This is a genomic window from Rhizobium mulingense, from assembly GCF_029194105.1.
GTDB classification, from domain to species: domain Bacteria; phylum Pseudomonadota; class Alphaproteobacteria; order Rhizobiales; family Rhizobiaceae; genus Rhizobium; species Rhizobium mulingense.
The window spans coordinates 829,361-854,807 of sequence record NZ_JARFVE010000002.1; the positions used below are offsets into that span (position 1 = coordinate 829,361).

Consider the following 25,447-nt stretch of genomic DNA (forward strand, 5'->3'; position numbering starts at 1 on the left):
CGTTCAGGTCGGCAGACGGCGGCCCTGCTCCCGGACGAGATCGCCCAGCTTTTCCAGGTAAAGCGCGCCGCCGACGGTGCGCTTGATGATCACGTTTCGCCGATCGGCATCGTCACGCACGCGATCGACCAGGCCCATCTCGCCCATCGTGTCCAGGGCGCGGGTGATGACCGGCTTGGTGACACCGAGCGTGGCGGCAAGCCCGCGCACGGTGTGGGGCGGCGGCACCAGATAAATATGCAGCAGGATCGCCATCTGGCGCAACGTCAAATCTCGATCGTCAAGGCGCACCTGATCGAGTGCCACGCCATGCCAGAGCCCCAGCGCCTGCGACGCGGTCAGTTCGATCGGCACGGCCCCTCCGGAAAATCGTTACGCTAGCGTTTCATTTTCCGGCAGTTGCCGTGGACATGCAAGGGCGGCCGGCAATTGCCGTCCGGCAGGGTGAATAAAATTTTAACGATCGCCCCTGCCCCAACGCCGGCGCGGTTTCGACCTCAGCGCAGGCCCGTTCGGATATGATGAAAGAGCGCGCGGATCGCCTGTGCTTCGCCGCCGCCCGGCGAATGCGGCCGTTCGGACTGGGCCCAGCCGTAAATATCGAAATGCGCCCAGCTCTGCGTCTTGCTGACGAAACGCTTGAGGAAGAGCGCAGCGGTGATCGATCCCGCCATGCCGCCGGCCGGCGCGTTGGTGAGATCGGCGAATTTGGCGCGGATATCTTTTTCGTAGCCGGGATAGAGCGGCAGCCGCCAGATCGGATCATCCGTTTCCAGGCTCGCTTCGGTCAGGTCATGCGCCAGATTGGCGTCGTCGGTGAAGAAGGGCGGAATATCCGGACCCAGCGCAACGCGAGCGGCACCGGTCAGCGTCGCCATGTCGATCAAGAGCTCGGGCTCCTCCTCGTCGGCATAGGCGAGCGCATCGGCCAGGATCAGGCGGCCTTCGGCGTCGGTATTGTCGATCTGGACGGTGAGGCCCTTGCGGCTGCGATAAATGTCGCCTGGGCGGAAGGCGTTGGAGGAGATCGCGTTTTCGACGACGGGGATGATGACACGCAGATCGACCTTCAGCTTGGCGTCCATGATCATCAGGGCGAGCCCCATGACGTTGGCGGCGCCGCCCATGTCCTTCTTCATCAGCAGCATCGAGGCCGCCGGCTTGATGTCGAGACCGCCAGTATCGAAGCAGACGCCCTTGCCGACGAGCGTCACCTTGCGATGGCCCTTCTTGCCCCAGCGCAGTTCGAGAAGGCGCGGCGCATCGGCGCTGGCGCGGCCCACGGTATGGACGAGCGGGAAGTTTTGCTCAAGCAGCGCGTCACCTGTTATAACCGATACTTCGGCCTTGTAATGCTGAGCCAAGCCGCGGAAAGCCGCCTCGAGCTGGTCCGGCCCCATGTCGTTCGTCGGCGTATTGATGAGATCGCGGGCGAGAAAGACGCCGGCGAGCTGGCGCTTGATGTCGGTGCCGTCGGCATCGCTTGGAATGAGCATTGTCGCAGTGGGAGATTTTTCCGATTTATAGCGGTCGAAACGGTAGCTGCCGAGCCCGAAGCCGAGGGCCAGGCGATTTGCCGTCAGCGGCGCGGTCTCGATGTGCCAGTCGCCGGCCGGCAGCGCACGCGCGAGTCTGCCGGCGATATAGGGCTGTTCGGACGGATTGGTGCCGAGGCCGAAAAGGGCGCCGCCGAGATGGCCTTCGGCGGTCGGGATCAGCAGCAGCGATCCGCTCTCGGCCTTGAACCCTGCCCTTTTCGCCCAGTCGAGGGCGATCGGATCGATTGTGCCGGTCTCGATATGGGCGGGTGTGACGGCAAAGATCGGCAGCGTCGAACCGCCCTTCGTGTTGAAGGGGGTCGGTCTTTCGATGAACTGATAGGGGGCCATGATTGTCCTTCGGCGGTCGTCAGGAATCACTCCTTAACGGTCTGTTAGGGTTAACAGACTATTGCTGGAGCGAAGATTGCGTCAAACCTTTCCCTGTTCCGCGTTCGAGGTCAGGCGCCGATTTCGGAATCAGGAACGCGTCATGCCTGCCTCGCTCACCACCATATCCACCAATCGCTTCCTGCAGGGCGTCGCGGCGTCGCTGATCGTTCTTGCGCTGGCGGGCTGCTCGACGACGACGAAGGACCGGATGACGACAGGCTCGGTGCCTAAACTCACCAAGCCGCTCGAAGAGATGGACGCGACCGAGCTGCGCTCGGCAACGGATCGGCTCGGCCAGGCCTATGACAAGAACCCGCGCGATCCCGTCACCGGCGTCAACTATGCCAATCTGCTGCGCATGAACGGCCGTGACGCGCAGGCCCTCGCCGTCATGCAGCAGGTGGCGATCGCCAATCCCGGCGACCGAAACGTGCTGGCCGCCTATGGCAAGGCGCAAGCGGCAGCCGGGCAGTTCCAGCAGGCGCTCGACACGATCGGCCGGGCCCAGACACCGGATCGTCCGGACTGGAGGCTGATCTCGGCCCAAGGCGCGATCCTTGATCAGATGGGCCGGGCAAGCGAGGCCAGGCAGCGCTACCGCGACGCGCTCGACATTCAGCCGAACGAACCGTCCATTCTTTCCAATCTCGGAATGTCCTACGTTCTGACCGGCGACCTGCGCACAGCCGAAACCTATCTGCGCTCCGCCGCCGGCCAACCAAACGCCGACAGCCGCGTCAGGCAGAACCTTGCCCTCGTCGTCGGCCTGCAGGGACGTTTTGCGGAAGCCGAGCAGATCGCGAGGCGCGAACTTTCGCCGCAACAGGCCGATGCCAATGTCGCCTATCTCAGGGGCATGCTCTCTCAGCAGAATTCCTGGCAGAAGCTCGCCGCCAAGGACAAGACGCCGGGCGCGGCGGACGGCAGCAATACCAACTAACCGCGTTCAGCGGACGCTGAGGCCCGAAAAGATGAGACGGAGACCGAGGCCACCCATGACGGCGCCGGCGGCCCGGTCGATCCAGCCCTTGGCATGGAGATAGAGCCGCCGCGGGTGGCGGGCCGAAAAAGCGAACGCCACGATCGAATACCAGCCCGCCTCCACCGCAAAGACACCAAGCGGCAGCGCGAAGATGAGATCGAGCGGCACCGTCCTCGGCAAAAGCGCGGCAAACAGGCTGGCATAGACGATGATGGTCTTCGGGTTGCTGAGCTGGGTCAGCAGCGCGGTCGTGAAGCTGCGCATCGGCGCGCGGCGGCCATGGACGGCGTCGGAAACCTCGAGCGGGCGACCGGCGCCTTTCCAGATATTGACGGCGATATAGACAAGATAGGCGCCGCCTGCGACCTTCAGCAGGATATAGAGCCATTCGAACTGAGATAGCAGCGCCGTGAGCCCGGCGAGCGCCAGCACGGCAAACACGACACCGCCGGCACCCATGCCCAGCGCGGCCGCAAGTCCGTCCAGCCGGGATCGTGAAATGGCGATCCTGGAGACGATGACGAAGCTCGGGCCGGGGCTCATGGCGCCGACCACCAGGGCTGCCATGATGCTGATGAAAATGCCCTGAGAAGACATCGGAACCTCGCTTTCGGGATGGAAGGCGTCGGAGAGGCACGGCCCCGCGCCAGCCGATCATCGTCCATCCCGTTTAGCAGCTATGCCGGCGCCCGTCACGGGCACGGACGACATATCGTCTGCGCAGGCGTCAGAACTTGTCGGCCACCTGGATGCCGGCCGGGCCGAGGATGACGGCGATCAGCACCGGCAGGAAGAACAGGATCATCGGCACCGTCAGTTTCGGCGGCAGGGCGGCCGCCTTCTTTTCCGCTTCGTTCATGCGTTCGTCGCGCCCTTCCTGAGCGAGAACGCGCAGCGCCTGGGCGACCGGCGTGCCGTAGCGATCGGCCTGGATCAGCGCCTGGGTCACCGACCGCACCAGTTCGATCTGGGTGCGCGTGGCAAGGTTTTCCAGCGCCACCCGGCGATCCGGCAGGAAGGAGAGCTCTGCCGTCGTCAGGACCATCTCTTCGGCGAGCGGCGGCGATTGCTCGCCAAGTTCCTCCGACACGCGACGCATCGCCGCCTCGATCGAGATGCCGGATTCCACGCAGATCAGCATCAGGTCCAACGCATCCGGCCAGGCGCGTTTGATCGAATGCTGACGCTTGCCCATGCGGTTGGAGATATAGATGTTGGGCGCGTAGAAACCGACATAGCCGATGCCGATGACGGCAAAGAGGCGGATAGGAATGCCCCTTTCGGCGAGGTTGCCGAGGCCGAAGACCCAGAAGGCGGCAAGCGCCAGGAAGAGGAAGGGCAGCAGGAAGCGCGCGACGAGGAAGGTATTCAGTGCATTCTCCGAGCGGAAACCGGCGGCACGCAGCTTGTTGACCGTATTTTCGTCGACCAGCGCCTGGCGCAGGTTGAACCGCTCGACGATCTGGCGGACCGAGCGGTTGTTCTGGCTGCGGAGCGACGCCTTGCCGGCGCCCGGGTCAGTATTCATGCGGGCGCGTTCGCGGGCGCGGATCTGCTCGCGCTCGGTCGAAACAGCCTTCATGCGCTTGGTGAGATCGCCGCGCTCGAAAAAGGGAATGGCGATCGTGTAGAAAGTGGCGAAGACGGCGATCGCGACAAAGATGGCGATCAGCATGCTTGGATTGGTCAGCGTTGCGGCGAGGTCCTGCGACATGGTGCTTCCTTCCGCTAGATGTCAAAATTGACCATGTTGCGCATGACGAAGATGCCGATCGACATCCAGATCGCCGAGACACCCATGATGAAATGACCGCGCGGGTCGGTAAAAAGGATCATCATGTAGTTCGGCGAGGTGAGGTAGACGAGGGTCGCGACGATGAAGGGCAGCGCGCCGATGATGACGGCCGACGCCTTGGCTTCCATCGACAGCGCCGACACCTTGGCCTTCATCTTCCGGCGCTCGCGTAGCACCTTGGAGAGGTTGCCGATCGCTTCCGACAGATTGCCGCCGGCCTGCGACTGGATGGCGATGACGATCGCGAAGAAGTTGACTTCCTGGAGCGGCATGTGGAGCGTCATGCGGGCGCAGGCGTCGGGAATGCTGAGGCCCACCTGCTGCGCCTCGATGACCCGCCGGAACTCGCTCTTGACCGGCTCGGTGCCTTCGGTTCCGATCAGCCGGATCGCATCGTTGAGCGGCAAACCTGACTTGATCGAGCGGGTGATAACGTCGAGCGCATTGGGGAGCTCGTTGAGGAATTTGTTCTGGCGGCGCTTGATCAGGAAGCCGAGAACCCAGCGCGGCAGGCCGAGACCGGCAACGACGGCCACACCGGCCATGACCAGCAGGGATGCGCCGAGGACGAAAGCCACAAACAGCAGAACCGAGGCGAAGACGGCGCTGAAGAGATAGAATTGCGACAGGCTGACCGTCAGGCCGGCCTGCACCAGACGCGATTTCATCGACAGGGTCTTCTTGGTCTTTTCGTTCTGACGCTTTTCCAGATCCTTGAGATTGTCCTGCACCGACTTGCGCCGCTTCGACAGTTCCTGCACGCGGTCGCGGGCAGCCTTGACCTTGACCCGGTCAACCTCTGCCGATTTCACACGATTGATGCGGCTTGCCGATTTCTTGTCGGCCTCGATCCGGGAAAACATCAGGGCATAGGCGACCGCCGCCGCGGAAACTGCGGCGAGGACGACGATTGCCAGGACTACCGGATCGAACCCGAACATCAGCCTAATCCTTGGTTTTCGCTTCCATCGCGTCGAGGGCGGCGGCCAGGCGCTTTTCCTCGTTGAAGTAACGCGCCCGATCCCAGAAATGCGGTTTGCCGACGCCGGTGGACATGTGCCGGCCGATCAATCGGCCGCCCGCATCTTCGCCTTCGATTTCGTAGCGCATCAGATCCTGGGTGATGATGACGTCGCCTTCCATGCCGATCACCTCGGTGATCTGGGTGATGCGGCGCGAGCCGTCACGCAGGCGCGCCGCCTGGATGATGACGTCGACGGAGGTGGAAATGATCTCGCGCACCGTTTTTGCCGGCAGCGTGAAGCCGCCCATGGCGATCATCGATTCGATACGGCTCAGGCATTCGCGCGGGGTGTTGGCGTGGATCGTGCCCATCGAGCCGTCGTGACCGGTGTTCATCGCCTGCAGCAGGTCGAAAACCTCGGGTCCGCGCACTTCGCCGACGATGATGCGTTCGGGCCGCATGCGCAGGCAGTTTTTGACGAGATCGCGCATGGTGATCTCGCCCTCGCCTTCGATATTCGGCGGCCGTGTTTCCAGACGCACGACATGCGGCTGCTGCAGCTGCAGTTCGGCCGTATCCTCGCACGTAATGACGCGTTCGTCGCGGTCGATATAATTGGTCAGGCAATTCAGGAGGGTCGTCTTACCCGAACCGGTGCCGCCTGAGATGATGACGTTGCAGCGCACCCGCCCGATGATCTGCAGCACGGTCGCGCCTTCCGGCGTGATCGCGCCGAAACGGACGAGCTGATCGAGCGTCAGCTTGTCCTTCTTGAACTTGCGGATGGTGAGCGCCGGCCCGTCGATCGACAGCGGCGGCGCGATGACGTTGACGCGCGAACCATCGGGCAGGCGCGCGTCGCAGATCGGGCTCGATTCATCGACGCGGCGGCCGACCTGGCTGACAATGCGCTGGCAGATGGAGAGAAGCTGTGCGTTGTCGCGAAAGCGGACTTCCGATTCGATCGTCTTGCCGCCGACTTCGATGAAGGTCTGGCCGGCGCCGTTGACCATGATGTCGGCGATGTCGTCGCGCGCCAGCAGCGGCTCCAGCGGGCCGTAGCCGAGGACGTCGTTGCAGATATCCTCGAGCAGCTCTTCCTGCTCGGAGATCGACATCGCGAAATTCTTGATGGTGATGATGTCATTGACGATGTCGCGGATTTCTTCGCGCGCGCTTTCGCCGTCCAGCTTGGAAAGCTGCGAGAGATCGATCGTGTCGATTAGTGCGGAAAAGACCTGCTGTTTTGTGTCGTAATATTCGTCGGTGCGGACCGGCCGCTTTCGCTGCGGCGCCTGCAGCGGCGGCGGTGTCACCTGCTGGCGCTGGTTCTCGCGAGCGGGTTCGACCAGAATGGACGGAGAGGAAGCTACGGGTGCGGCCGCGGCCGGAGCCGGCGGCGGAGGAGCGATTGCGCCTCCAGCCTTTCCGAAACCTTCGTTTCCGCGTTTTCCAAACATGCCGCTTAATCCAATCTGCTCTATCTTTTTGTTTTCACGCAATTCCCGGCAAAAGCGCTTCGCGATTTGCCTGGCAAAACCGCTGCACACTTTTGCTAGAATTGCTCATCGTCTATTTGCGCTTCAGGAGGCCCAGCAGGCCGCCCTTTTTCGCCTTCCTGATCGCAGCCCGGCCGGTGACGATGTGCGATATCTGCGAAAAGGTTTCAGCCGTCGGCGACCTGGGATCGACTTCCGAGATCATCCGGCCGCTGTTGGCGGCGTTGCCGAAGAGGTTGATGTCGAAGGGGATGATCGCGATTGGATCGATCTCCAGCGGCTCACAGAAATCCGACGGCGAGATCTCGGGACGTTTTGGCATGCCGACCTGGTTGAGGATGAGATGCGGCGGCTTGTCATTCGGCCGCATCTTGCGCAGCGCATCCAGGATGTTTTTGGTGTTGCGCAGGTTTGCTAGATCGGGAACCGCCGTGATGACCACCTCGTCGACGCTCGCCAGCACCGACCGCGTCCATTCCGACCATGCATGCGGAACGTCGAGCACGGTGACCGGGGCGCTGCGCTGCAGGACGTCGAGCACCGGCTGGAAAGCCTGTCCGTCGAAATCATAGGCGCGGTCGAGCAGCGAGGGTGCGGCGAGCAGCGACAGATGCTCGGAACATTTCGTCAGCAGGCGGTCGAGGAAGACCTCGTCGAGACGCTCGGGCGCGAAGACCGCTTCGGCGATGCCCTGGGCCGGATCCTGGTCGAAGTCGATATTCGCCGTGCCATAGGGCAGATCGAGATCGGCGAGGATCGTCTCGGTGGAGAAGAGATTGGAAATGCCGAAAGCGCAATTATGGGCGATAGTCGAAGCGCCGGTGCCCCCCTTCGAGCCGATGAAGGCGATGCTGCGGCCGAGCGGCTCGGCTTCCGGGTCGACGAAGATCGAGGCCATCGCCGCAAGGATATCGGGCATGGCCACGGGCTGGACCATGTATTCGGAAATGCCGTTGCGGATCAGCTCCCGATACAGTCCGATATCGTTATAGTAGCCGACGATGACGACCTTGGTGGTCGGATCGCAGACGGCGGCGAGCGGGGCGAGTTCAGCAAGAAGGCTTCCGACATTCGCCTTGGTCTCGAGGATGATGAGGTTCGGCGTCGGAGCGCCGGAAAACATATTGGCGGCAGCGGCGATGCCGCCGCTGGTGATACGCAGGCTCACCTTCGCCATGCGCCGGTCATTGGCACAGCGTTCCATGACATACTGCAGGGTCTCGCTCTCGCAGAAGGCGTGGACGGAAATGCGCGGCAGCGGCCGCATGGCTTCCAGATCCGCCATGCGCACCGCCTCTTCGGCGTGACGAAGCTCGCTGGGGTTCTTGATTTCGTATTCGATGGCGCTCATCGTCCCGTCTCGCCTCAGAAGCTGCTGTCGCTGCCGGCGACATCCTCGATCGTCGATGTCGTCGTGCGGTATTCCTGGATCGCATTGTTACGCCGCTGGGCGTCGATCGGCGTCATGCCGCGAGGCGCCACCAGGTCCTCCGGATTGGCGACCTGGGCGGCGAGGTTATTCTGCGTGGCGCAGCCGAAATTATAGTAATTCTGATTGGCGAAATCGTTCGAGATGTCCTTCGGCCACTGACCGCACTGCGTGGTGATCGCGGTCGTGCCGGTGAAGCTCAGGCGGATCGGCGCCGCATCGCCGGCACCGGCGGCGGCATAGGACGTATTGATGATTTTCGAGCTCGCGATCCCTCTCGACGCCAACTCGGCGCGGACCTGATTGCGCAGCTGACGGGCAGCCGCCGAATTCGGCGAGCCTTCCGGCGACAATACATACACCGGGCCCGAGGCGCGGGAGATATAGTTTGCGGCGAAGCCGCGGATGAGATCGCGCTGGGCGATGGTCAGGCGCCGATCGGTGGAAGCAACGGGAATATCCACCGTCTGCTCGGCCTCGGTGACGATGATCGGGTGACGGGCGCGGTAGTCATCCGGAATGCCGCCGGTTGTCAGCTGGTCGTGCGGGCCGGCGCATCCGGAAAGGATCGCCACCGAAACGGCGGTCGTGACGAAAAGCGCCTTGGAGATTGCGAGCCGGGGTGTCGTCGAAGTCATGAAGGCCATCGCCTGATCTCTGTTCTGTGCCATTGCTGCCGATGCCCCTCCACTCATTTGTAGATAAACCCGATCGAGCCGTGGAACTGTGCATCCGCGACGGGCGCTTCGCGGCGGCCATAGACCTTGTTGACACGGTTGAGGAAGAAGGTCGCACCGTCGTTCTCGGGGCTGAAATTGTCGTCCGGCCGGTTCAGCTGATTGCGCGCCACCGGACGCACCAGATAGGGCGTTGCGATGATGACGAGCTCGGTTTCCTGACGTTCGAAGCCCTTCTGGCGGAACAGCGTCCCGAGCAGCGGGATTTTCGAAACGCCGGGTGTGCCGCCCATCGTCTGGGAGACATTGTCGCGGATGAGGCCGGCGAGCGCGATCGAGCCGCCCGAGGGCAGTTCCACCGAGGTCTCTGCCGAACGGCGCTGATAAGTCGCGTTGCCGGCGCCGGCCACCGGCTCGGAAACGTTCGTCTTGATCTCCAGGCTGATGCGGCCCGATGACAGGACAACCGGCTTGAAGGCGAGGTTGATACCATAATTGAAGGGCACGACGGTGACATTGCCGTTGTTGTCGGTCGTCGAATAGAGCTGCTGGCCACCGGAGTTGAAGGTCGCGGCCTGGCCCGAGATTGCCGTCAATGTCGGCTCGGCCAGAGTCCTGACGACCTTGGCCTGTTCCAATGCGTTGAGATAGGTGGAGATATCGTATTTGCCGATCGAGCTCTTGAAGAGGGCCGCCAGGCCGCCGCCAACCGTCGCCGTTGCGCTGTCGGCGCTAGGGGTGCCGAGCTGGGCAACCGTCATGCCGGAGGAGTTGGAAACGAGGTTGTCGAAGCCGAGCTGCTTCAGCACTTCACGACGGACCTCGGCGATCGTCACCTTGAGGGTGACCTGGTCCTCACCCTCGATCTTCAGCAGATTGACGACCTGGGAGGTCTGCCGGCCTTCGGCAAAGAGCGCCACGGCGCTGTCGCCGCCGGTACCGGACGCCGTCTCCGTTCTCGTCGTCGCCTCGCCGCCCTTCAGGAAGACCTGGGCCAGGTCGGCGGCCTGCGTGGCGTCCTGCGGGGTGCGCACGGTGCCGGTCAGAACGATGTTGTCGGAGACGATTTCGACGTTGATGGCGGAATCGGGAATGAAGCGGCGGAGATTGGCTTCGAGACCGGAGACGTCGCGTTCGATCTCGATGTCGAGATTGATGATCTCCTGCCCGCCGGCGCCGAAGACAAAAATATTCGTCTGGCCGACCTTCTTGCCGAACAGATAGATGCGCCGCGAGGTGCGGGTAACGGCATCGGCCATGCTCGGATCGGATACGAGAATATCGTGCGCATCCTCCGGCAGATCAACGACGACGGCCTTGTTCAGCCCGAGCTTCAGCCGACGATGCGCGTCGGGGCCGGTCTGCGCGATGCGGATAAGGTTTCCAGAATCGGCACGCGCCTGATCGACGGTGAGAAGCAGCCCGAAAGGGGCTGGCGCCAGGCCGGTGACGCTCACCGCAAACGAAAGGCTGCCTGTCAGGAGAAGCTTGGCGCGCCGCGTTGAATTGCCCATTTGCACGTCCCTTTACTCCGGCTTCGGCGCTTCGCCGGCGTCCGTTACGATGGAGCCCGACTTGATGACCTGAATGATCGCACTGCCGTTGTCACCGCTCAGCAGGTAGTCGGCGGCACTGGTATCCTGCTCCTGCGCATCGGCGACCGAGCGCAGCGCGAGCGACAGCCGGTCGGCCATCTGCTGGGCGACGGCGAGAACCTTGGTCTGATCGGGCGTAAGCTCGAGCGTTGCAGTGGTGCCGACCACGGCCTTCGAGCCATCATCCTTTTCCTGGATCTGCTGGTCGATGGCGAGAACGCGGACATTGCTGAGCACCGTTTCGGTGATGAGCTTGTTGGCCTCGGTGCCCTTGCGGACCATGATGACGTCGACGCGGTCGTTCGGCAGGATGAAGCCGCCGGCGCCCGTTGCCACGGATATCTCGGTCGCGACGGCGCGTTTGCCGGCCGGCAACAGCGAGGACAGGATACGGCTGCTGGAATCGGCGACTTTTTCAGGCCGGATCGGCTCGCCTTCGAAGATCGGCAGACGCACGACGGCGCCCTGCAGATCCTTGATCGCATCCGGCTTGTCGGCTTCGGTGATGAATCCCTGGACGACGCCCTCCTTCGGCCAGGCCATCCAATGCACCGTGTCGTCGCCCAGCCTTGCGCCGACCGGCAGATTGGCGCTCGAGACGAGGATGTTGACGGTGGGTTCTTTCTCGATGACCGACTGGACCTGGGTGACGACACTGCCACTGCCGGCCATTTGCATCGCCAGAAAGCCGGCAAGGCCGGCTGCCACCAGGGCGACAGCTAGGATTATCAGGCGGGCCGGTTTCATCGATCATTCCTCAAGGCGCGATATGTTCGCCCTGCAGAATGCTCAGCAATTGGTATAATTATGGTTAATGGAACGCTTACATTTTAAGTTAACGAGCATTTAAACTGCGGTTATTTCAGGCTTTCCAGCGCGGCGATCAAGATCGGTGAGGACGGAAAGGCCATGAAGCCGCCGATCGCGATGGCGATGCCATAGGGGATCTTCTTGGCGAACAGTACCGAGTTCGGCAGCGGCAGGCCAATGGCGAGAATGGTGCTCGATTGCGCTCTCACCATCAGGATCAGCAAGGTGATGAGGCCCCCGATCATGGCGACGTCGATCATCAGAAAGGCTAGGGATTGATCAAGACCGAACCAGAGCGCGGTGGCGCTCAGCAGCTTGGCGTCGCCGCCGCCCATCACGTTGAATGCAAAAAGCGTGAAGCAGGCGCTAAAGACAATGGCCGCGGCGCCAAGATGCATGCCAATCGTCTCCAAGCCCAAGCCGGAGAGCGGCGCCAGGAGGGGGAAGGAAGCGACCAGGATCAGGGAGACACGGTTCGGGATCGTCATGGTCAACAGATCCGAGAAGGCGGCCATGGCCAGGCAGAGTGGCAGTATCACGAAGACTGCAGCTGCGATCATGCATGTATCCCAGTCATAGCGAGATGCGAAAAGGCTCACGGCCGTTCAGCCTGTGAGCCCACTCGATATACCGGCCCGATCAAATCCGACCGCCATTGTGCGAGTGCCGCTAGGCGGCGCCTATCTTAGCCACCGGCAGCCGGAGCGGCAGTCTTATCGACACCAGTCTGCATCTTGGTACCCAGGTTGGTGAAAGTGGTGCCGATCTTGTCGCCGAGGCTCGTTGCGCCGGTGATGAGCGCTACGGAAATGAGAGCGGCGATCAGGCCGTATTCGATTGCGGTCGCGCCGGATTCGTCCTTCAGAAAACGGCTAAAAAGCTTGGTCATGGTTACTCCTAACTCCAGTTGATGTTCAGCACGTCCGCCAACTGTTGCCGTTGATCGGATGACCGCAATCTAGTGAATGGGCGTTTCCATCGGCTTAAGAAAAAGAGTTAACGAGATGTGAAGGCAGTAAGACGCCGCTGTAGGGTAAGTATTATCTTATTCACTTCTCTCAATATTTAACGATATTCCTGGGTTAACGGCAGGTTTCATCTGGAAATAGTGCTGCCGCCGCACCCACCTGGGACGTGCGTCGGCCGGAGCGCGTGCCAAATCGGATCATCCTGCCTCACCTCGAAACAACTGGGTGAGTTTAAAGCTTCATTCACCATTTTTTTCCATTCTATGCGCTATTGCGCTGTGATCGTGAAAGAGGACCAAATGTCATCGAGCGGCAAAACCATTTTCTTTGCCGGCATGATCGCCGTTTTCGGTGTTTCGGGAGTTTCCGCGGCCGCAGACGATGACATGCTGCGCGTCTATATGGATCACGCGCGCGTGTTGAAGCTCGACCGGCCGGTCAGCAAGGTGATCGTCGGCAATGCCAAGGTCGCCGACGCGACCGTGGCCGATGCCAAGACGATCGTCCTGACAGGACGCAGCTTCGGCACGACCAATCTCGTTCTGCTGGACGCCGATGGCAACGCCATCCTCGACGAACGCATCCTAGTGTCGATCGACGAGGGCAACACGGTGCGCGTCTACCGGCAGACGGAGCGCTCCGTGCTGTCCTGCACGCCGAACTGCGAGCAGCACGCGCAGCAAGCGGCCGGAGGCACCACGTCACCCTGATCGGCTCGGATCTTCTCCAATCGTTAAAATCGTCGTATCGGACTGAAACGGAAAATCAACGAACGGGCCCTAGTGTGGCAGGCAGATGTCGCTCGGGTCCAGGCAATGACGGTAGTTGATCAGAAGACGGATGGGGAGCGCGACTTCGCGCCGTTGCGTTTTTCCCATTTTCGCGCTGCCGTCCGCTCGCGCGACGGCGCGGCGGCGATCGAATTCGCCCTGCTTGCCATTCCTTATTTCATCGTGATCTTCGCGATCCTCGAAACCTTCATCGCTTTCGCCGCCGAAGAACTCATCTCCAATGCTGTCGATACGATGAGCCGCCGGATGCGGACCGGGCAGATCACTTACAATCTCGGCCGTACGACCGATATGACTCAAACGCAATTCCGTCAGGCCTTCTGCGGCGAGATCGCGATCCTGATCAGCTGCTCGGCGACCGAGGCCGGCACGCCGAGCAAGCTCTACCTGGATGTGCAGACCTTCGCCGCCTTCTCGGCCATTCCGACGACAATCCCCAAGCTCTCCACCGACAGGTATTCCGACATCAATACGGCCGCTATCAAATATTCGCCCGGCGGCGCCGGCACGATCAATATGGTGCGCGCCTACTATCGCTGGGAAATCATCACGGATCTGGTCCGGCCTTACATCACGACGATCCGTCCCTCCGACGGTTCGATGCCGACACAATATCTGATCATCGCGACCGCGGCCTTCCAGAACGAGCAGTATCCATAATGGCATTGCGCAACCCGTTCACCAGACTGGCACTGACGGCGCGGCAGCTGAGCCGAGAGCGCAGGGGCGCCGGCGCGATCGAGTTTGCGATCCTCTTTCCAGTGCTGGTCATGCTCTATATCGGCGCTTTCGAGATCACGATCGGCCTCAGTGTCTCCAAGCGTGCGACTCGCGCCGCCGGTTCGATCGCCGATCTTGTCACCCAGCAGCAATCCGTGACGAAGAGCACGCTTGCAGAGATGCGGGCGGTCGCAACCGCGATCTTCGTGCCCTACAACTCGAGCTCGCTGACGCTGAAGATCACCGGGATTACCGTCGACGCCAGCGCCAATGCCAAGGTGCTCTGGTCCTGGGCGCAGGACGGGAGCGTGCCCTATGCCAAGAACGTGGCGGTTAGCGACGTGCCCTCGGACATGAAGACGGCCAACAGCTTCCTCGTCCGTACCGAACTCAGCATTCCCTATACGATGTTCCTGTTCGCGCCGAACTTCATGCCGGATGGAATGCGTACGATCACCATCAGCCGCAGCTATTTCTACCGCCAGCGACAGGGCGATTCGATCCCCTGCGGCGACTGCTGACTGCCTTCACGATCTCGAATTTGCCAAGCCGGCCGCGGCATTATATGCCTGGGCCTTAGCCACTTCCGACCTACCGGAGGGGTGATCGGTCTCTCGGGTGGAACATGGCGCGTGCCTTTCTTTTCGTTCTGGATTCCTTCGGCGTCGGCGGCGCCCCGGACGCGGCGGCCTATGGCGACGAGGGTGCCGATACGCTCGGCCATATCGCCGAATTCTGTGCAGCCGGAGCCGGCGATCGCGCTGGGCTGCGCAGCGGACCGCTTTGCCTGCCGAATATGTCCGAGCTTGGGCTGATGCATATCGCGCGCGCGGCCTCCGGTCAGTTTCCGGCCGGTATGTCTCTTCCGGAAAAGATCTACGGCGTTTATGGCACCGCCAACGAAATCTCCCGCGGCAAGGACACGCCCTCGGGCCATTGGGAGATCGCGGGAACCCCGGTCAATTTCGATTGGGGATATTTCCCGACGGAGGGCGACGCCTTCCCGCCGGAACTGATAGAGGCCTTGTGCAGAGACGGCGATGTCCTCGGCATTCTCGGCAACTGCCATGCTTCCGGAACCGAAATCATCGCCCGGCTCGGCGAAGAGCATATCCGCACCGGCAAGCCGATATGCTATACCTCTTCGGATTCAGTCTTTCAGGTCGCCGCGCACGAAGCGCATTTCGGTCTCGAACGCCTGCTCACCTTCTGCCGCATCGCCCGCGGCCTGCTCGATCCCTACAATATTGGCCGAGTCATCGCCCGGCCCTTCATCGGCCAGTCGGCTTCCACCTTCCAGCGCACCGGAAACCGGCGCGACTTCTCGGTGCTGCCGCCGGAACCGACATTGCTGGACAGGCTGCTCCAGAACGGCCGACACGTGCATGCCGTCGGGAAGATCGGCGATATCTTCGCCCATCAGGGAATTTCGCGCGTCATCAAGGCGACAGGCAACGAGGCGCTGATGGATGCGTCGCTGTCGGCGATCGACGCGGCGAACGACGGCGATCTCGTCTTCACCAATTTCGTCGATTTCGACATGAATTACGGCCATCGCCGTGACGTGCCGGGATATGCCGCAGCCCTCGAAGCCTTCGATGCGCGCCTGCCGGAAGTGCACAAGAAGCTCAAGCCCGGCGATCTTGTCGTGCTTACCGCCGATCATGGCTGCGATCCGACCTGGCGCGGCACCGATCATACGCGCGAACGCGTGCCTGTTATCGCCTTTGGCCCCGGCATCGGGTCGCGATCGATCGGCGTGCGCCGCACCTATGCCGATATCGGCGAAAGCATTGCGCGCCATCTCGGCATTCCGGCCGGGCCGCATGGGAGGAGTTTTCTGTGACATCGCATTTGAAGAAGGTCGAGCTGCACTGCCATCTGGAGGGCGCGGCACCCCCTGCCCTGACTGAGGCGCAGGCGCAGAAATACGGCATCGACATCAGCGGGCAGCTTCGCGACGGCGCCTATATCTGGCATGATTTCGCAAGTTTCCTCGAATGCTACGACAAGGTTTCGGAGGTCTACAAGACCGAGGAGGACTATGCGCTTCTGACCGAAACCTATCTCGATGAACTGGCCGCCATCAACACGATCTATAGCGAACTCATCGTCTCACCCGATCACGGAAAACGCATCGGGCTCGGCGCCGATGCCTATATAGCGGGTGTCTGCGAAGGCATCCGGCGCGCTCGGGAAAAGAGCGGCATCGAGGCCCGGCTGATCGTCACCGGAGAGCGGCATTTCGGCCCGGAGAGCGTGATCGGGGCGGCCGAATATGCGGCCAAGGCCGGCAATCCGTTGATAACAGGCTTCAACCTGGCCGGCGAAGAGCGCATGGGCCGCGTCGCCGATTATATCAGAGCCTTCGATATCGCTCGCGATGCCGGCCTGGGGCTCACCATCCATGCCGGCGAGGTTTGCGGCGCCTTCAGCGTCGCCGATGCACTTGATGCCGTGCGCCCCGCGCGCATCGGTCATGGCGTACGCGCCGTCGAAGATCTCGATCTGGTGAAGCGGCTTGCCGATCTCGGCACCGTGCTCGAGGTCTGCCCCGGCTCCAATATTGCACTGCGGGTCTTTCCCGATTTCGCTTCGCATCCGCTGCGCCGGCTGAAGGAAGCGGGCGTGCAGGTGACGATCAGCTCGGATGACCCGCCTTTCTTCCATACGTCGCTCGAGCGCGAGTATGCGCTTGCCGCTGAAGCTTTCGGCTTCGGCGATGCGGAGATCGACGCCATGACGCGCACTGCAATCGAAGCGGCCTTTGTCGACGAGGAGACGCGGAGGGCTCTGCTCGCCCGCCTTTGAGGGTGAGAGCCTGTCCTAACCGGGAAAGGCTCCGGAGGTTGGGGAAGATCGGCGCAAATTCGGCTGCACTCTTGCGGTCGGGCCGATTTCCGTGAAAGAAACATTCAATAGAAAGAATGAAAGGCTTCCCCATGGACGGCGTCACGGTCATCGATCACCCGCTTGTGCAGCACAAGCTCACCATCATGCGGCGCAAGGAGACATCGACGGGAAGTTTCCGGCGGCTGCTGCGCGAAATCTCCACGCTGCTCTGTTACGAGGTTACCCGCGATCTCGAATTGACGATGGCAACGATAGAGACGCCGCTGCAGACAATGGAATCGCCGATCCTGGAAGGCAAGAAGCTGGTCTTCGCCTCGATCCTGCGCGCCGGCAACGGGCTGCTTGAGGGCATGCTCGACTTGGTGCCTTCCGCCCGCGTCTCACATATCGGCGTCTACCGCGATCACGAAACGCTGCAGCCGGTCGAATATTACTTCAAAGCGCCGGAAGATGTGGCCGAGCGCCTGATCATCGTCGTCGACCCGATGCTGGCGACCGGCAACTCCTCGATCGCGGCGATCGACAAGCTGAAGGAACGCGGCGCCCACAATATCCGCTTCCTCTGCCTGCTTGCCGCCCCGGAAGGCATCCGCAATTTCCGCGCCGCGCATCCCGACGTTCCCGTCTTCACCGCGGCGATCGACAGCCACCTTAACGAGAAGGGCTATATCGTGCCCGGCCTCGGCGACGCTGGCGACCGCATGTACGGCACCAAGTAATTTCAGCCTTCCTTTACCAAATCGAAAGAGTTTAACGGCCCCGCGGTTCTCCCCGGGCCGTTTTCCTGCCGATATTAGCAACTTATCAGCACTTGCCGCTTAGCAGTCTGAAAGCATGAGGCCTCGCATGAAGCGGGGTTTATACAGGAAGGATTTCTGTTTCATGCTCGTGCGTACGATCATATTCGCCAGCATCGCCGCCGTGCTCGCCACACAGGTGCCGTCCTTCTTCGCCGGCACCGGCGAACAGCCCGCCGAAACTCCTTCCGCCAATTACATCTCGACCGAAAGCGGTACGCCCGCAGCCCCCATCTCCGGCAGCAATGCGATCCGGCTGCAGGCGGATGCGCAGGGCCACTATACCGGCAGTTTCAAGATCAACGGCAAGCCGGTGCAAGGCCTGATCGATACCGGCGCCACCTACGTCGCACTCAACGAGACGCTCGCGCGCCGGCTGGGCTTCACCGCCAACCAGCTCGATTTCCGCTATGGCGTGAACACCGCGAACGGCCAGACCAAGGCCGCGCATGTGACGCTCGACCGGATCGAAATCGGCGGCATCCGCGTCCGTGATGTCGAAGCCTTTGTCCTCAAGGATGAAGCGCTGACGACGACGCTGGTCGGCATGAGCTTCCTGCAGAAGCTCGCCTCCTATTCCGTCGCTGACGGCTCGCTCAGCCTCAAGCAATAGACGGCGTCAGATAAGACCCGCAATAACGGGATTCAGCACCGGCTCGTCCTCGGTGATGCGATAGTGCGCGGCAAGTGCTGTGGCTGCCCTCTCCGCCGCAGCTTCGTCGGCGGCGTGAACGAGGGCGATGGGCTCGCCGGCATTCACGCGGGTGCCGAGCGGCAGGAGTTCGGAGAAGCCAACGCGGTGATCGATCCGATCCGCGGGATGGCGTCTTCCGCCACCGAGATCGATGACGCTGACACCGATGCCACGGGCGTCGCAGGCGGCAAGCCAGCCGGAGCGGGCCGCCGGGACAGGCTTTTCGACCGGCGCTCTGGCCAGGTATTTGTCCGGGTTCTCGACGAGATCGGCCGGGCCGCCGAGCATGGATACCATGCGCGCAAAAACCTCGACTGCCTTGCCAGACGACAGAGCCCGGCGCGCCATTGCCTCGCCTTCCTCAAGCGAAGCGGCAATGCCCGATTTCTCCAACATCTCGGCGGCGAAGGCAAGAACGACAGTATCGAGCCGCGTATTCCCTTTCCTGCCCGCCAGGAAATCCAGGCAGTTGCGCATCTCGACGGCATTGCCGGCGCTATCGGCGAGCGGTTCGTTCATGTCGGTGATCATTGCCGAAGTCTTCACACCCGCGCCATTTGCCACTTCGACCAGCGACCGTGCCAGAATTTCCGCCTGATCGCGGTCCGCCATGAAGGCGCCGTTGCCGACCTTGACATCGAGCACCAGCGTCTGAAGACCGGCGGCAAGTTTTTTGGAGAGGATGGAGGCGGTGATTAAGGGAATGGAATCAACGGTGGCGGTCACATCGCGCACGGCATAAAGCCTGCCGTCGGCGGGCGCCAAGGCGCCGGTCTGGCCGATGATGGCGCATCCTGCCTGTTTGACCACTTGGTGAAACAGATCTGCATCCGGGGTGATCATATAGCCGGGAATGGATTCGAGCTTATCGAGCGTGCCGCCGGTATGGCCGAGGCCGCGGCCCGATATCATCGGAACGGCAAGGCCGCAGGCGGCAGCGATCGGAACCAGCATCAGCGAGACATTATCGCCGACGCCTCCGGTCGAGTGTTTGTCGGCAATCGGACGGTCGATATCGGCCCATTGCAGCCGATTGCCGGAATCGGCCATCGCCAGCGTCAAGGCCACGATTTCCTCGCGCGACATGCCCTTGAACCAGACGGCCATGGCGAAGGCGCCGATCTGGCCTTCGGACAATCGACCGGCGGCAAGCGCATCGATGAAAGACCGGATATCGGCAGCGTCGAGTTCGCCGCCGTCGCGCTTACGCCGGATGATCTCCTGCGGGATCATCTCAATAGCCCGACGCCGCGGCCGATGCCGGCTGCGCTCCGCTTAGAACCGCCAGTATATCGTCGAGCAGGCCGGAAGCGCCGAAGCGGAAGGTCGAAGGCATGGCCCAATCCGGCGCCATGATTGTTTCGGCGAGGCTGAGATAGAGCGCCGCATCGGCCACCGAGCCGATGCCGCCGGCCGGTTTGAAGCCGACCTTGCGTCCGCTTTCGCGAATGGCCCGGATCATGATGTCGGCGGCTTCGAGCGTTGCGTTGACGGCGACCTTGCCGGTGGAGGTCTTGATGAAATCGGCGCCGGCATCGATCGCAAGTTCGGAGGCGCGGCGGATCAATGCCGCCTCCTTCAATTCGCCGGTCTCGATAATGACCTTCAGCAGAACGGGGTCGGCGCATTCGGCGCGCACCGCCTTGACCATGTCGATCACCGCCTTCTCGTTGCCCGACATGAACTTGCGGTAGGGGATGACCAGATCGATCTCGTCGGCGCCGTCGGCAATCGCCTCGCGGGTTTCGGCTGCAACATCGGCCAATTCCATCTCGCCCGCCGGGAAATTTACGACGGTCGCGATCCGCACGGCATGGCCGGTGCCGAGGATATTGCGGGCCTGGGCGACGAAGCGCGGCCAGATGCAGATCGCAGCGCTGTTGCCATAGGGCGTCTGCGCGCGGGCGCAGAGCGCTTCGATCTGCGCCTCGGTGCAATTGTCCTTCAGATTGGTGAGATCGAGAAGGGAAAGGGCGACCGCCGCCGTTTCCCGGATGGAATGGCTATTCATCTTCACTTCCTCTACAGCATGATGCCGAAAAGTGTGAGCGGTTTTCGGACGACATCATGCTCTCACTATTTAATGTAGAACAGGATTCAGATTTTAGGCCGACCGGCCTAAAGTCATCCTGTTCTGGCCGCAATCATGTCTTTCAGTATGGCGGCGAGACGGGCGCCACCGACAGGCGCCATATCCTTGGTTTCTTCATGGCTGAGCTCATTGCCGGTCATGCCTGCCCCATAGTTGGTGATGACGGAGGCGGCTGCAACCCTCAGGCCGAGCATTCTTGCGATGATGACCTCGGGCACCGTCGACATGCCGACGGCATCGGCGCCGAGGATGCGCGCCATGCGGATTTCGGCCGGCGTTTCGAAGCTTGGACCGGAGAACCACATATAGACACCCTGCGCCAGTTCGATCTTGAGCTTTGCCGCAGCCTTCCGCATCGCCGCGGCGAGGCCGGCGTCATAGGCATTGGTCATGCCGACGAAGCGATGGTCGCTCTCCTCACCGATCAGCGGGTTCATGCCGGAATAGTTGATGTGATCGGTGATCTGCATCACTGAGCCGGGCGGCATGTCGTCACGCAGCGATCCTGCCGAATTGGTCAGGATCAGCGCCTCGACGCCAAGCGCCTTCAAGACCTCGATCGGCAGGCGCATGGCGTTGGGATCGCCCTTCTCATAATAATGGACGCGGCCGGAAAGCATGACAACGGGCACGCCGCCGAGCCGGCCGGCAACAACTTCGCCGGCATGGCCGGAGACGGCGCTGACGGGAAAGCCCGGCAGGTCGCGATAGGGAATACGGACGGCGCCGTCCAGCTGACCGACGAGGGAGCCGAGGCCGGAGCCGAGCACGATGCCATGGCGCGGCTTGATGGCGCCGAGCAAGGCGGCGAGCAGGTCAACCGTCGCCTTCATCCGAGTTCCGTCTCAAAACTGAAGGGAAGAAGCTCTTCCATCGTCATGGTCTTCTGCACGCCCGCCTCATCGCAGAGATAGATCTTCGTGTCCTTTGCGGCGAATTCGGAAATCTTCTGGCGGCAGCCGCCGCAGGGCGGGCAGAGCGGCAGTTTCTCGGCGATCACGGCCATTTCGACGATCTTCCTGGCGCCGCCCATGATCATGGCGCTGATCGCCGTCGGCTCGGCGCACCATCCTTGCGGAAAGGAGAGGTTTTCGATGTTGGCGCCGGTATAGACCTTGCCGTCCTCGGCGCGGATCGCCGCGCCGACCGGGAATTTCGAATAGGGCGCATGCGCAAAGGCCATGGCGCCGCGAGCGGCCTCGAACAGGTCGTGGGACATGATCAACGTTCCTTCGTATAGGGCACGCCACCTGCCTTCGGCGGGATTGCGACGCCGATGAAGCCGGCAAGCAGAATGCAGGTCAGGATATAGGGGAGCGCCTGGAAGACCTGAACCGGCACTTCGCCGACCAGCGGCACCTGCTTGCCCTGCATGAAGTTCGCCAAAGCATCGAGGAAGCCGAAGAGAAGGCAGGCGAACATCACCGGCACCGGCTTCCACTTGGCGAAGACCAGCGCCGCCAGCGCGATATAGCCCTTGCCGGCCGACATGTCCTTGATGAAGGCGGCCGATTGAGCGATCGCCAGATAAGTGCCGGAAAAGCCGCAAAGGATGCCGGCGCACATGACGGCGCGGTAGCGCAGCCAGGCAACCGAGATGCCTGCCGTATCGACTGCGCCCGGATTTTCGCCGACGGCGCGCAGCCTGAGGCCGAAACGCGTGCGGTAAAGCACCGACCAGGAGAAGGGCACGGTGAGGAAGGCGAGATAGGTGAGGATATTGTTGCCCGAGATGACATTGGCATAGAGCGGGCCGAGGATCGGCACACTATGGATGGCATCTGCGCCCGGCAGGATGATCGGCGCGAAGCGCGCTTCCGGCGAAAGCTGCGGCGTGCGCCCGCCCTGGCCGAACCAGGCCTGGCCGAGGACGATGGTGATGCCGGCAATGAAGAAGTTGATCGCCACACCGGAGACGATTTGATTGCCCCGGTTTGTGATCGAGGCGAAGCCATGCACCAGGCTGAGCGCCACCGAGCAGACAATGCCGGCGCCGAGCCCGAGCCAGGCCGAATCGGTGAGATAGGCGATGCAGGCGGCGGCGAAGGCCGAGCCCAGCATCTTGCCCTCGAGGCCGATATCGAAGATGCCGGCGCGTTCCGAAAACAGACCGGCGAGTGCAGTGAAGATCAGCGGGATCGACAGGCGGATCGTGGAGGCGAGAATGCTGACGAAAATGTCATAATAATCCATCGTGCACTCCTCAGGCTCGCTTGAACTGTTGATAGAGACGCACTATCGCCGGCCGGAACATGTATTCTAGTGCACCGGCGAACAGGATCACCAGACCCTGGATGACCAGGATCATTTCGCGGGTGATGTTCGGCATTTCGAAGGAGATCCAGTCGCCGCCCTGATAAAGGATACCGAAGAGGATCGCCGCGAAGATGATGCCGAGGGGATGATTGCGGCCCATCAGCGAGACGGCGATACCGACAAAGCCGGCGCCGCTGACGAACCCCACCTGCAGGCGTGCAGACGCGCCCATAACAGGATTGAGCGCCATCATGCCAGCCAGCGCACCGGAAAGCATCATCGCGATCATCACGATCCGTACGTAGGGAATACCGGCGTAGGAAGCGGCGGTGGGGCTAACGCCGAGCGTGCGCATCTCGAAGCCGAGCTTCGTGCGCCAGATAAGAAGCCAGACGATATAGCACATAACCAGCGCGATAATGAAAGAGACGTTTAACGGGGCAGCGCCGAGCTTTGTCCCGAATATCTCCATCAACCAAGCCAGCTTCGGTAACTGCCCACCCTCAAGGAAGGTCCGGGTTTCCGGCGCCATTTTTCCTGGCACGATCAATACGTGCACAAGCAGGTAGTTCATCAGCGAGGCGATGATGTAGTTGAACATGATCGTCGTGATGACGATGTGGCTGCCCCGCTTCGCCTGAAGCCATGCTGGAATGAAGGCGGCAATCGCGCCGAAGAGCGCGGCGCCAACAACCGCAACCGGCATCGTCACATACCATGGCACGTAATTGTCGAGCGAAAGCGCCACCAGGGCACAGCCGAGGCCGCCGATATAGGCCTGGCCTTCAGAACCGATGTTGAAGAGGCCGGCATGGATGGCAACTGCCACGGAGAGGCCGGTGAAGATGAAACTCGTCGCATAGAACAGTGTGAAGCCGATGAATTCGCCATTGCCGAGCGCGCCTTCCAGCAGCAGCGACAGGGCACCGAGCGGGCTTTCGCCGATCAGCCAGACGACGAAGCCGGAGATCAGGAAGGCGACGATGAGGTTCAAAAGCGGGATCAGGCCATAGTTGATCCAGTTTGGCAGCGGAACGGAAGCAGTGCTCATTAGGGCCTCACGCGGCAATGCCGGCCATCATCAGGCCGAGGGTCTGTTCACCGGCATCGGGCGTCTTCTCGCCGACGACATGGCCGGCAAACATGACAAGGATACGGTCTGAAAGGGCGCGGATCTCATCGAGTTCGACGGAGACGAGCAGGATCGCCTTGCCCGCATCGCGCATCTCGATGATCCGGCGGTGGATGAATTCGATGGCGCCGATATCGACCCCGCGCGTCGGCTGGCCGATGATCAGCATCTTCGGATCGCGTTCGATTTCGCGGGCGACGACGATCTTCTGCTGATTGCCGCCGGAAAAATTCGCCGTCTTCAGCCGCGGGTTCGGCGGGCGGATGTCGTATTTTTCGATCTTTTCCATTGCGTCCTTGCGGATCGCATCGAGATCGAGCAGCGGGCCTTTGCTGTAGCCCGGGCGGCGGTGATAGCCGAGCACGGAGTTTTCATATTCCTCGAATTTCAGCACCAGCCCCATGTGGTGCCGGTCCTCGGGAATATGGGCAAGCCCGAGGTCCCGCAGGCGGGCGGGATCGGCCTTGTCGATCGTCTGGCCGTCGAGAAGGATTTCGCCGGAGACAGGCTTGCGGATTCCGGCAATCGCCTCCAGCAATTCCGACTGGCCGTTGCCGGCGACACCGGCGATGCCGACGATCTCGCCGGCGCGCACCTCGAAAGAGACGTTGTCGACCATGGTGACGCCGCGATTGTCCTTGACCGTGAGGTTGCGGACGGAAAGCACGGCAGCACCTGGATTGGCTTCGCCCTTCTGCACCCGCAGCAGCACGCGGCGGCCGACCATCAGCTCGGCAAGCTCCTCCACCGTCGTTTCCGCCGTCTTGCGGGTGGCGACCATCTCGCCGCGGCGCATGACGGAGACCGTATCGGTGATCGCCATGATCTCGCGCAGCTTGTGGGTGATGAGGATGATCGTCTTGCCCTGGTCGCGCAGCACCTTGAGGATGCGAAAGAGGTGATCGGCTTCCGCCGGCGTCAGCACGCCTGTGGGTTCGTCGAGGATCAAGATTTCGGCGCCGCGATACATGGCTTTGAGAATTTCGACGCGCTGCTGCAGTCCAACAGGAAGCTCTTCGATCAGCGCGTCCGGATCGACCTCGAGGCCGTATTCGGTTTCCAGCCGCTTGAGTTCGGCGCGGGCCGAAGCGACGCCTCTTGCCAGCAACGAGCCGCCTTCGGCGCCGAGCATGACGTTCTCAAGCACCGTGAAATTGTCGACCAGCATGAAATGCTGGTGCACCATGCCGATGCCGGCGGCGATCGCCGCCTGACTGTCGCGAATGGTGATCGGACTGCCGTTGACGCGGATTTCACCGCTGTCGGCGTGGTAAAAACCGTAAATGATCGACATCAGCGTCGATTTGCCGGCGCCATTTTCGCCGATGATGCCGTGGATCGTCCCCTTGGCAACGGTGAGGTTGATGTCCTTGTTGGCATGGACGGCACCGAATTTCTTATCGATGCTGACGAGCTCGATAGCGGGCTTATCTGTCACAGCAGGCTCCAAATAAGAAAAGGG

General features: G+C 61.9%; 27 protein-coding genes. 8 read left to right on the forward strand and 19 right to left on the reverse strand.

The window, feature by feature from the left end:
- Positions 1-3: 3 nt before the first annotated feature.
- Positions 4-354, reverse strand: a complete 351-nt coding sequence (locus tag PYR71_RS04225) for a MarR family winged helix-turn-helix transcriptional regulator (RefSeq protein ID WP_275618333.1) — start codon at positions 352-354, stop codon at positions 4-6.
- Positions 355-497: 143 nt separating this feature from the next.
- On the reverse strand, positions 498-1,889 hold the full coding sequence (locus PYR71_RS04230; protein WP_275618334.1) for a leucyl aminopeptidase family protein: 1,392 nt from the start codon (positions 1,887-1,889) through the stop codon (positions 498-500).
- 142 nt (positions 1,890-2,031) lie between these two features.
- Between PYR71_RS04230 and PYR71_RS04235 the strand changes: the two genes are divergently transcribed.
- Positions 2,032-2,871 (forward strand): tetratricopeptide repeat protein, encoded by an 840-nt coding sequence (locus PYR71_RS04235; protein ID WP_275618335.1) that lies wholly within the window; start codon positions 2,032-2,034, stop codon positions 2,869-2,871.
- Positions 2,872-2,877: 6 nt separating this feature from the next.
- Here the strand turns inward: PYR71_RS04235 and PYR71_RS04240 are convergent, their stop codons facing one another.
- The 10 genes from PYR71_RS04240 to PYR71_RS04285 form a co-directional block, all read right to left on the reverse strand.
- Positions 2,878-3,510 carry a LysE family translocator gene (locus PYR71_RS04240; RefSeq protein WP_275618336.1) on the reverse strand — a complete coding sequence of 211 codons (633 nt, stop codon included), beginning with the start codon at positions 3,508-3,510 and terminating at the stop codon, positions 2,878-2,880.
- A 130-nt stretch (positions 3,511-3,640) separates the two neighbouring features.
- Complete coding sequence (locus tag PYR71_RS04245) at positions 3,641-4,627, reverse strand: type II secretion system F family protein (protein WP_275618337.1); 987 nt, start codon at positions 4,625-4,627, stop codon at positions 3,641-3,643.
- Between the two features lie 14 nt (positions 4,628-4,641).
- Positions 4,642-5,649, reverse strand: coding sequence for a type II secretion system F family protein (locus tag PYR71_RS04250; RefSeq protein WP_275618338.1), 1,008 nt, complete (start codon positions 5,647-5,649; stop codon positions 4,642-4,644).
- Positions 5,650-5,653: 4 nt separating this feature from the next.
- Entirely contained in the window at positions 5,654-7,132 is a 1,479-nt protein-coding gene (locus PYR71_RS04255; RefSeq protein WP_275618339.1) for a TadA family conjugal transfer-associated ATPase, read from the reverse strand.
- Positions 7,133-7,244: 112 nt separating this feature from the next.
- Positions 7,245-8,522 (reverse strand): CpaE/TadZ family protein, encoded by a 1,278-nt coding sequence (locus PYR71_RS04260; RefSeq protein ID WP_275618340.1) that lies wholly within the window; start codon positions 8,520-8,522, stop codon positions 7,245-7,247.
- Positions 8,523-8,536: 14 nt separating this feature from the next.
- On the reverse strand, positions 8,537-9,295 hold the full coding sequence (locus PYR71_RS04265; RefSeq protein ID WP_275618341.1) for a CpaD family pilus assembly protein: 759 nt from the start codon (positions 9,293-9,295) through the stop codon (positions 8,537-8,539).
- Positions 9,292-10,791, reverse strand: a complete 1,500-nt coding sequence (locus tag PYR71_RS04270; RefSeq protein WP_275618342.1) for a type II and III secretion system protein family protein — start codon at positions 10,789-10,791, stop codon at positions 9,292-9,294. The genes PYR71_RS04265 and PYR71_RS04270 overlap by 4 nt, the downstream gene beginning before the upstream one ends.
- Before the next feature lie 12 nt (positions 10,792-10,803).
- Positions 10,804-11,619 (reverse strand): Flp pilus assembly protein CpaB, encoded by an 816-nt coding sequence (gene cpaB, locus PYR71_RS04275; RefSeq protein ID WP_275618343.1) that lies wholly within the window; start codon positions 11,617-11,619, stop codon positions 10,804-10,806.
- 110 nt (positions 11,620-11,729) lie between these two features.
- Positions 11,730-12,242, reverse strand: a complete 513-nt coding sequence (locus PYR71_RS04280; RefSeq protein ID WP_275618344.1) for an A24 family peptidase — start codon at positions 12,240-12,242, stop codon at positions 11,730-11,732.
- 125 nt (positions 12,243-12,367) lie between these two features.
- A complete protein-coding gene (locus PYR71_RS04285) occupies positions 12,368-12,571 on the reverse strand; it encodes a Flp family type IVb pilin (protein ID WP_275618345.1) in 204 nt (67 codons plus the stop codon).
- Positions 12,572-12,949: 378 nt separating this feature from the next.
- Between PYR71_RS04285 and PYR71_RS04290 the strand changes: the two genes are divergently transcribed.
- From PYR71_RS04290 to PYR71_RS04320, 7 genes are all read left to right on the forward strand, one after another.
- Positions 12,950-13,360 carry a pilus assembly protein N-terminal domain-containing protein gene (locus PYR71_RS04290; protein WP_183919225.1) on the forward strand — a complete coding sequence of 137 codons (411 nt, stop codon included), beginning with the start codon at positions 12,950-12,952 and terminating at the stop codon, positions 13,358-13,360.
- Positions 13,361-13,465: 105 nt separating this feature from the next.
- Entirely contained in the window at positions 13,466-14,101 is a 636-nt protein-coding gene (locus PYR71_RS04295) for a TadE/TadG family type IV pilus assembly protein (RefSeq protein WP_275618346.1), read from the forward strand.
- Complete coding sequence (locus tag PYR71_RS04300) at positions 14,101-14,682, forward strand: TadE/TadG family type IV pilus assembly protein (RefSeq protein ID WP_275618347.1); 582 nt, start codon at positions 14,101-14,103, stop codon at positions 14,680-14,682. Before PYR71_RS04295 ends, PYR71_RS04300 begins: the two co-directional genes overlap by 1 nt.
- A 104-nt stretch (positions 14,683-14,786) precedes the next feature.
- Positions 14,787-16,007: a phosphopentomutase gene (locus PYR71_RS04305; RefSeq protein WP_275618348.1), complete on the forward strand. Its 1,221-nt coding sequence runs from the start codon at positions 14,787-14,789 to the stop codon at positions 16,005-16,007.
- Entirely contained in the window at positions 16,004-16,972 is a 969-nt protein-coding gene (locus tag PYR71_RS04310; RefSeq protein WP_183919221.1) for an adenosine deaminase, read from the forward strand. The genes PYR71_RS04305 and PYR71_RS04310 overlap by 4 nt, the downstream gene beginning before the upstream one ends.
- A gap of 131 nt (positions 16,973-17,103) precedes the next feature.
- Entirely contained in the window at positions 17,104-17,733 is a 630-nt protein-coding gene (gene upp / locus PYR71_RS04315; RefSeq protein ID WP_097608133.1) for a uracil phosphoribosyltransferase, read from the forward strand.
- Positions 17,734-17,860: 127 nt separating this feature from the next.
- Positions 17,861-18,424 carry a TIGR02281 family clan AA aspartic protease gene (locus PYR71_RS04320; protein WP_275618349.1) on the forward strand — a complete coding sequence of 188 codons (564 nt, stop codon included), beginning with the start codon at positions 17,861-17,863 and terminating at the stop codon, positions 18,422-18,424.
- A 6-nt stretch (positions 18,425-18,430) separates the two neighbouring features.
- On the opposite strand, the gene deoA is transcribed toward PYR71_RS04320, so the two are convergent.
- From deoA to PYR71_RS04355, 7 genes are all read right to left on the reverse strand, one after another.
- Positions 18,431-19,738: a thymidine phosphorylase gene (gene deoA, locus PYR71_RS04325; RefSeq protein ID WP_275618350.1), complete on the reverse strand. Its 1,308-nt coding sequence runs from the start codon at positions 19,736-19,738 to the stop codon at positions 18,431-18,433.
- Between the two features lies 1 nt (position 19,739).
- Positions 19,740-20,516, reverse strand: coding sequence for a deoxyribose-phosphate aldolase (gene deoC / locus PYR71_RS04330; RefSeq protein WP_275618351.1), 777 nt, complete (start codon positions 20,514-20,516; stop codon positions 19,740-19,742).
- A 113-nt stretch (positions 20,517-20,629) separates the two neighbouring features.
- Positions 20,630-21,430 carry a purine-nucleoside phosphorylase gene (locus PYR71_RS04335; protein WP_183919217.1) on the reverse strand — a complete coding sequence of 267 codons (801 nt, stop codon included), beginning with the start codon at positions 21,428-21,430 and terminating at the stop codon, positions 20,630-20,632.
- Positions 21,427-21,816: a cytidine deaminase gene (locus PYR71_RS04340; protein ID WP_275618352.1), complete on the reverse strand. Its 390-nt coding sequence runs from the start codon at positions 21,814-21,816 to the stop codon at positions 21,427-21,429. The genes PYR71_RS04335 and PYR71_RS04340 overlap by 4 nt, the downstream gene beginning before the upstream one ends.
- Positions 21,817-21,818: 2 nt before the next feature.
- Entirely contained in the window at positions 21,819-22,790 is a 972-nt protein-coding gene (locus tag PYR71_RS04345; protein WP_275618353.1) for an ABC transporter permease, read from the reverse strand.
- A 10-nt stretch (positions 22,791-22,800) separates the two neighbouring features.
- Positions 22,801-23,904 carry an ABC transporter permease gene (locus PYR71_RS04350; RefSeq protein ID WP_275618354.1) on the reverse strand — a complete coding sequence of 368 codons (1,104 nt, stop codon included), beginning with the start codon at positions 23,902-23,904 and terminating at the stop codon, positions 22,801-22,803.
- A 7-nt stretch (positions 23,905-23,911) separates the two neighbouring features.
- Positions 23,912-25,423, reverse strand: coding sequence for an ABC transporter ATP-binding protein (locus PYR71_RS04355; RefSeq protein ID WP_275618355.1), 1,512 nt, complete (start codon positions 25,421-25,423; stop codon positions 23,912-23,914).
- Positions 25,424-25,447 lie beyond the last annotated feature (24 nt).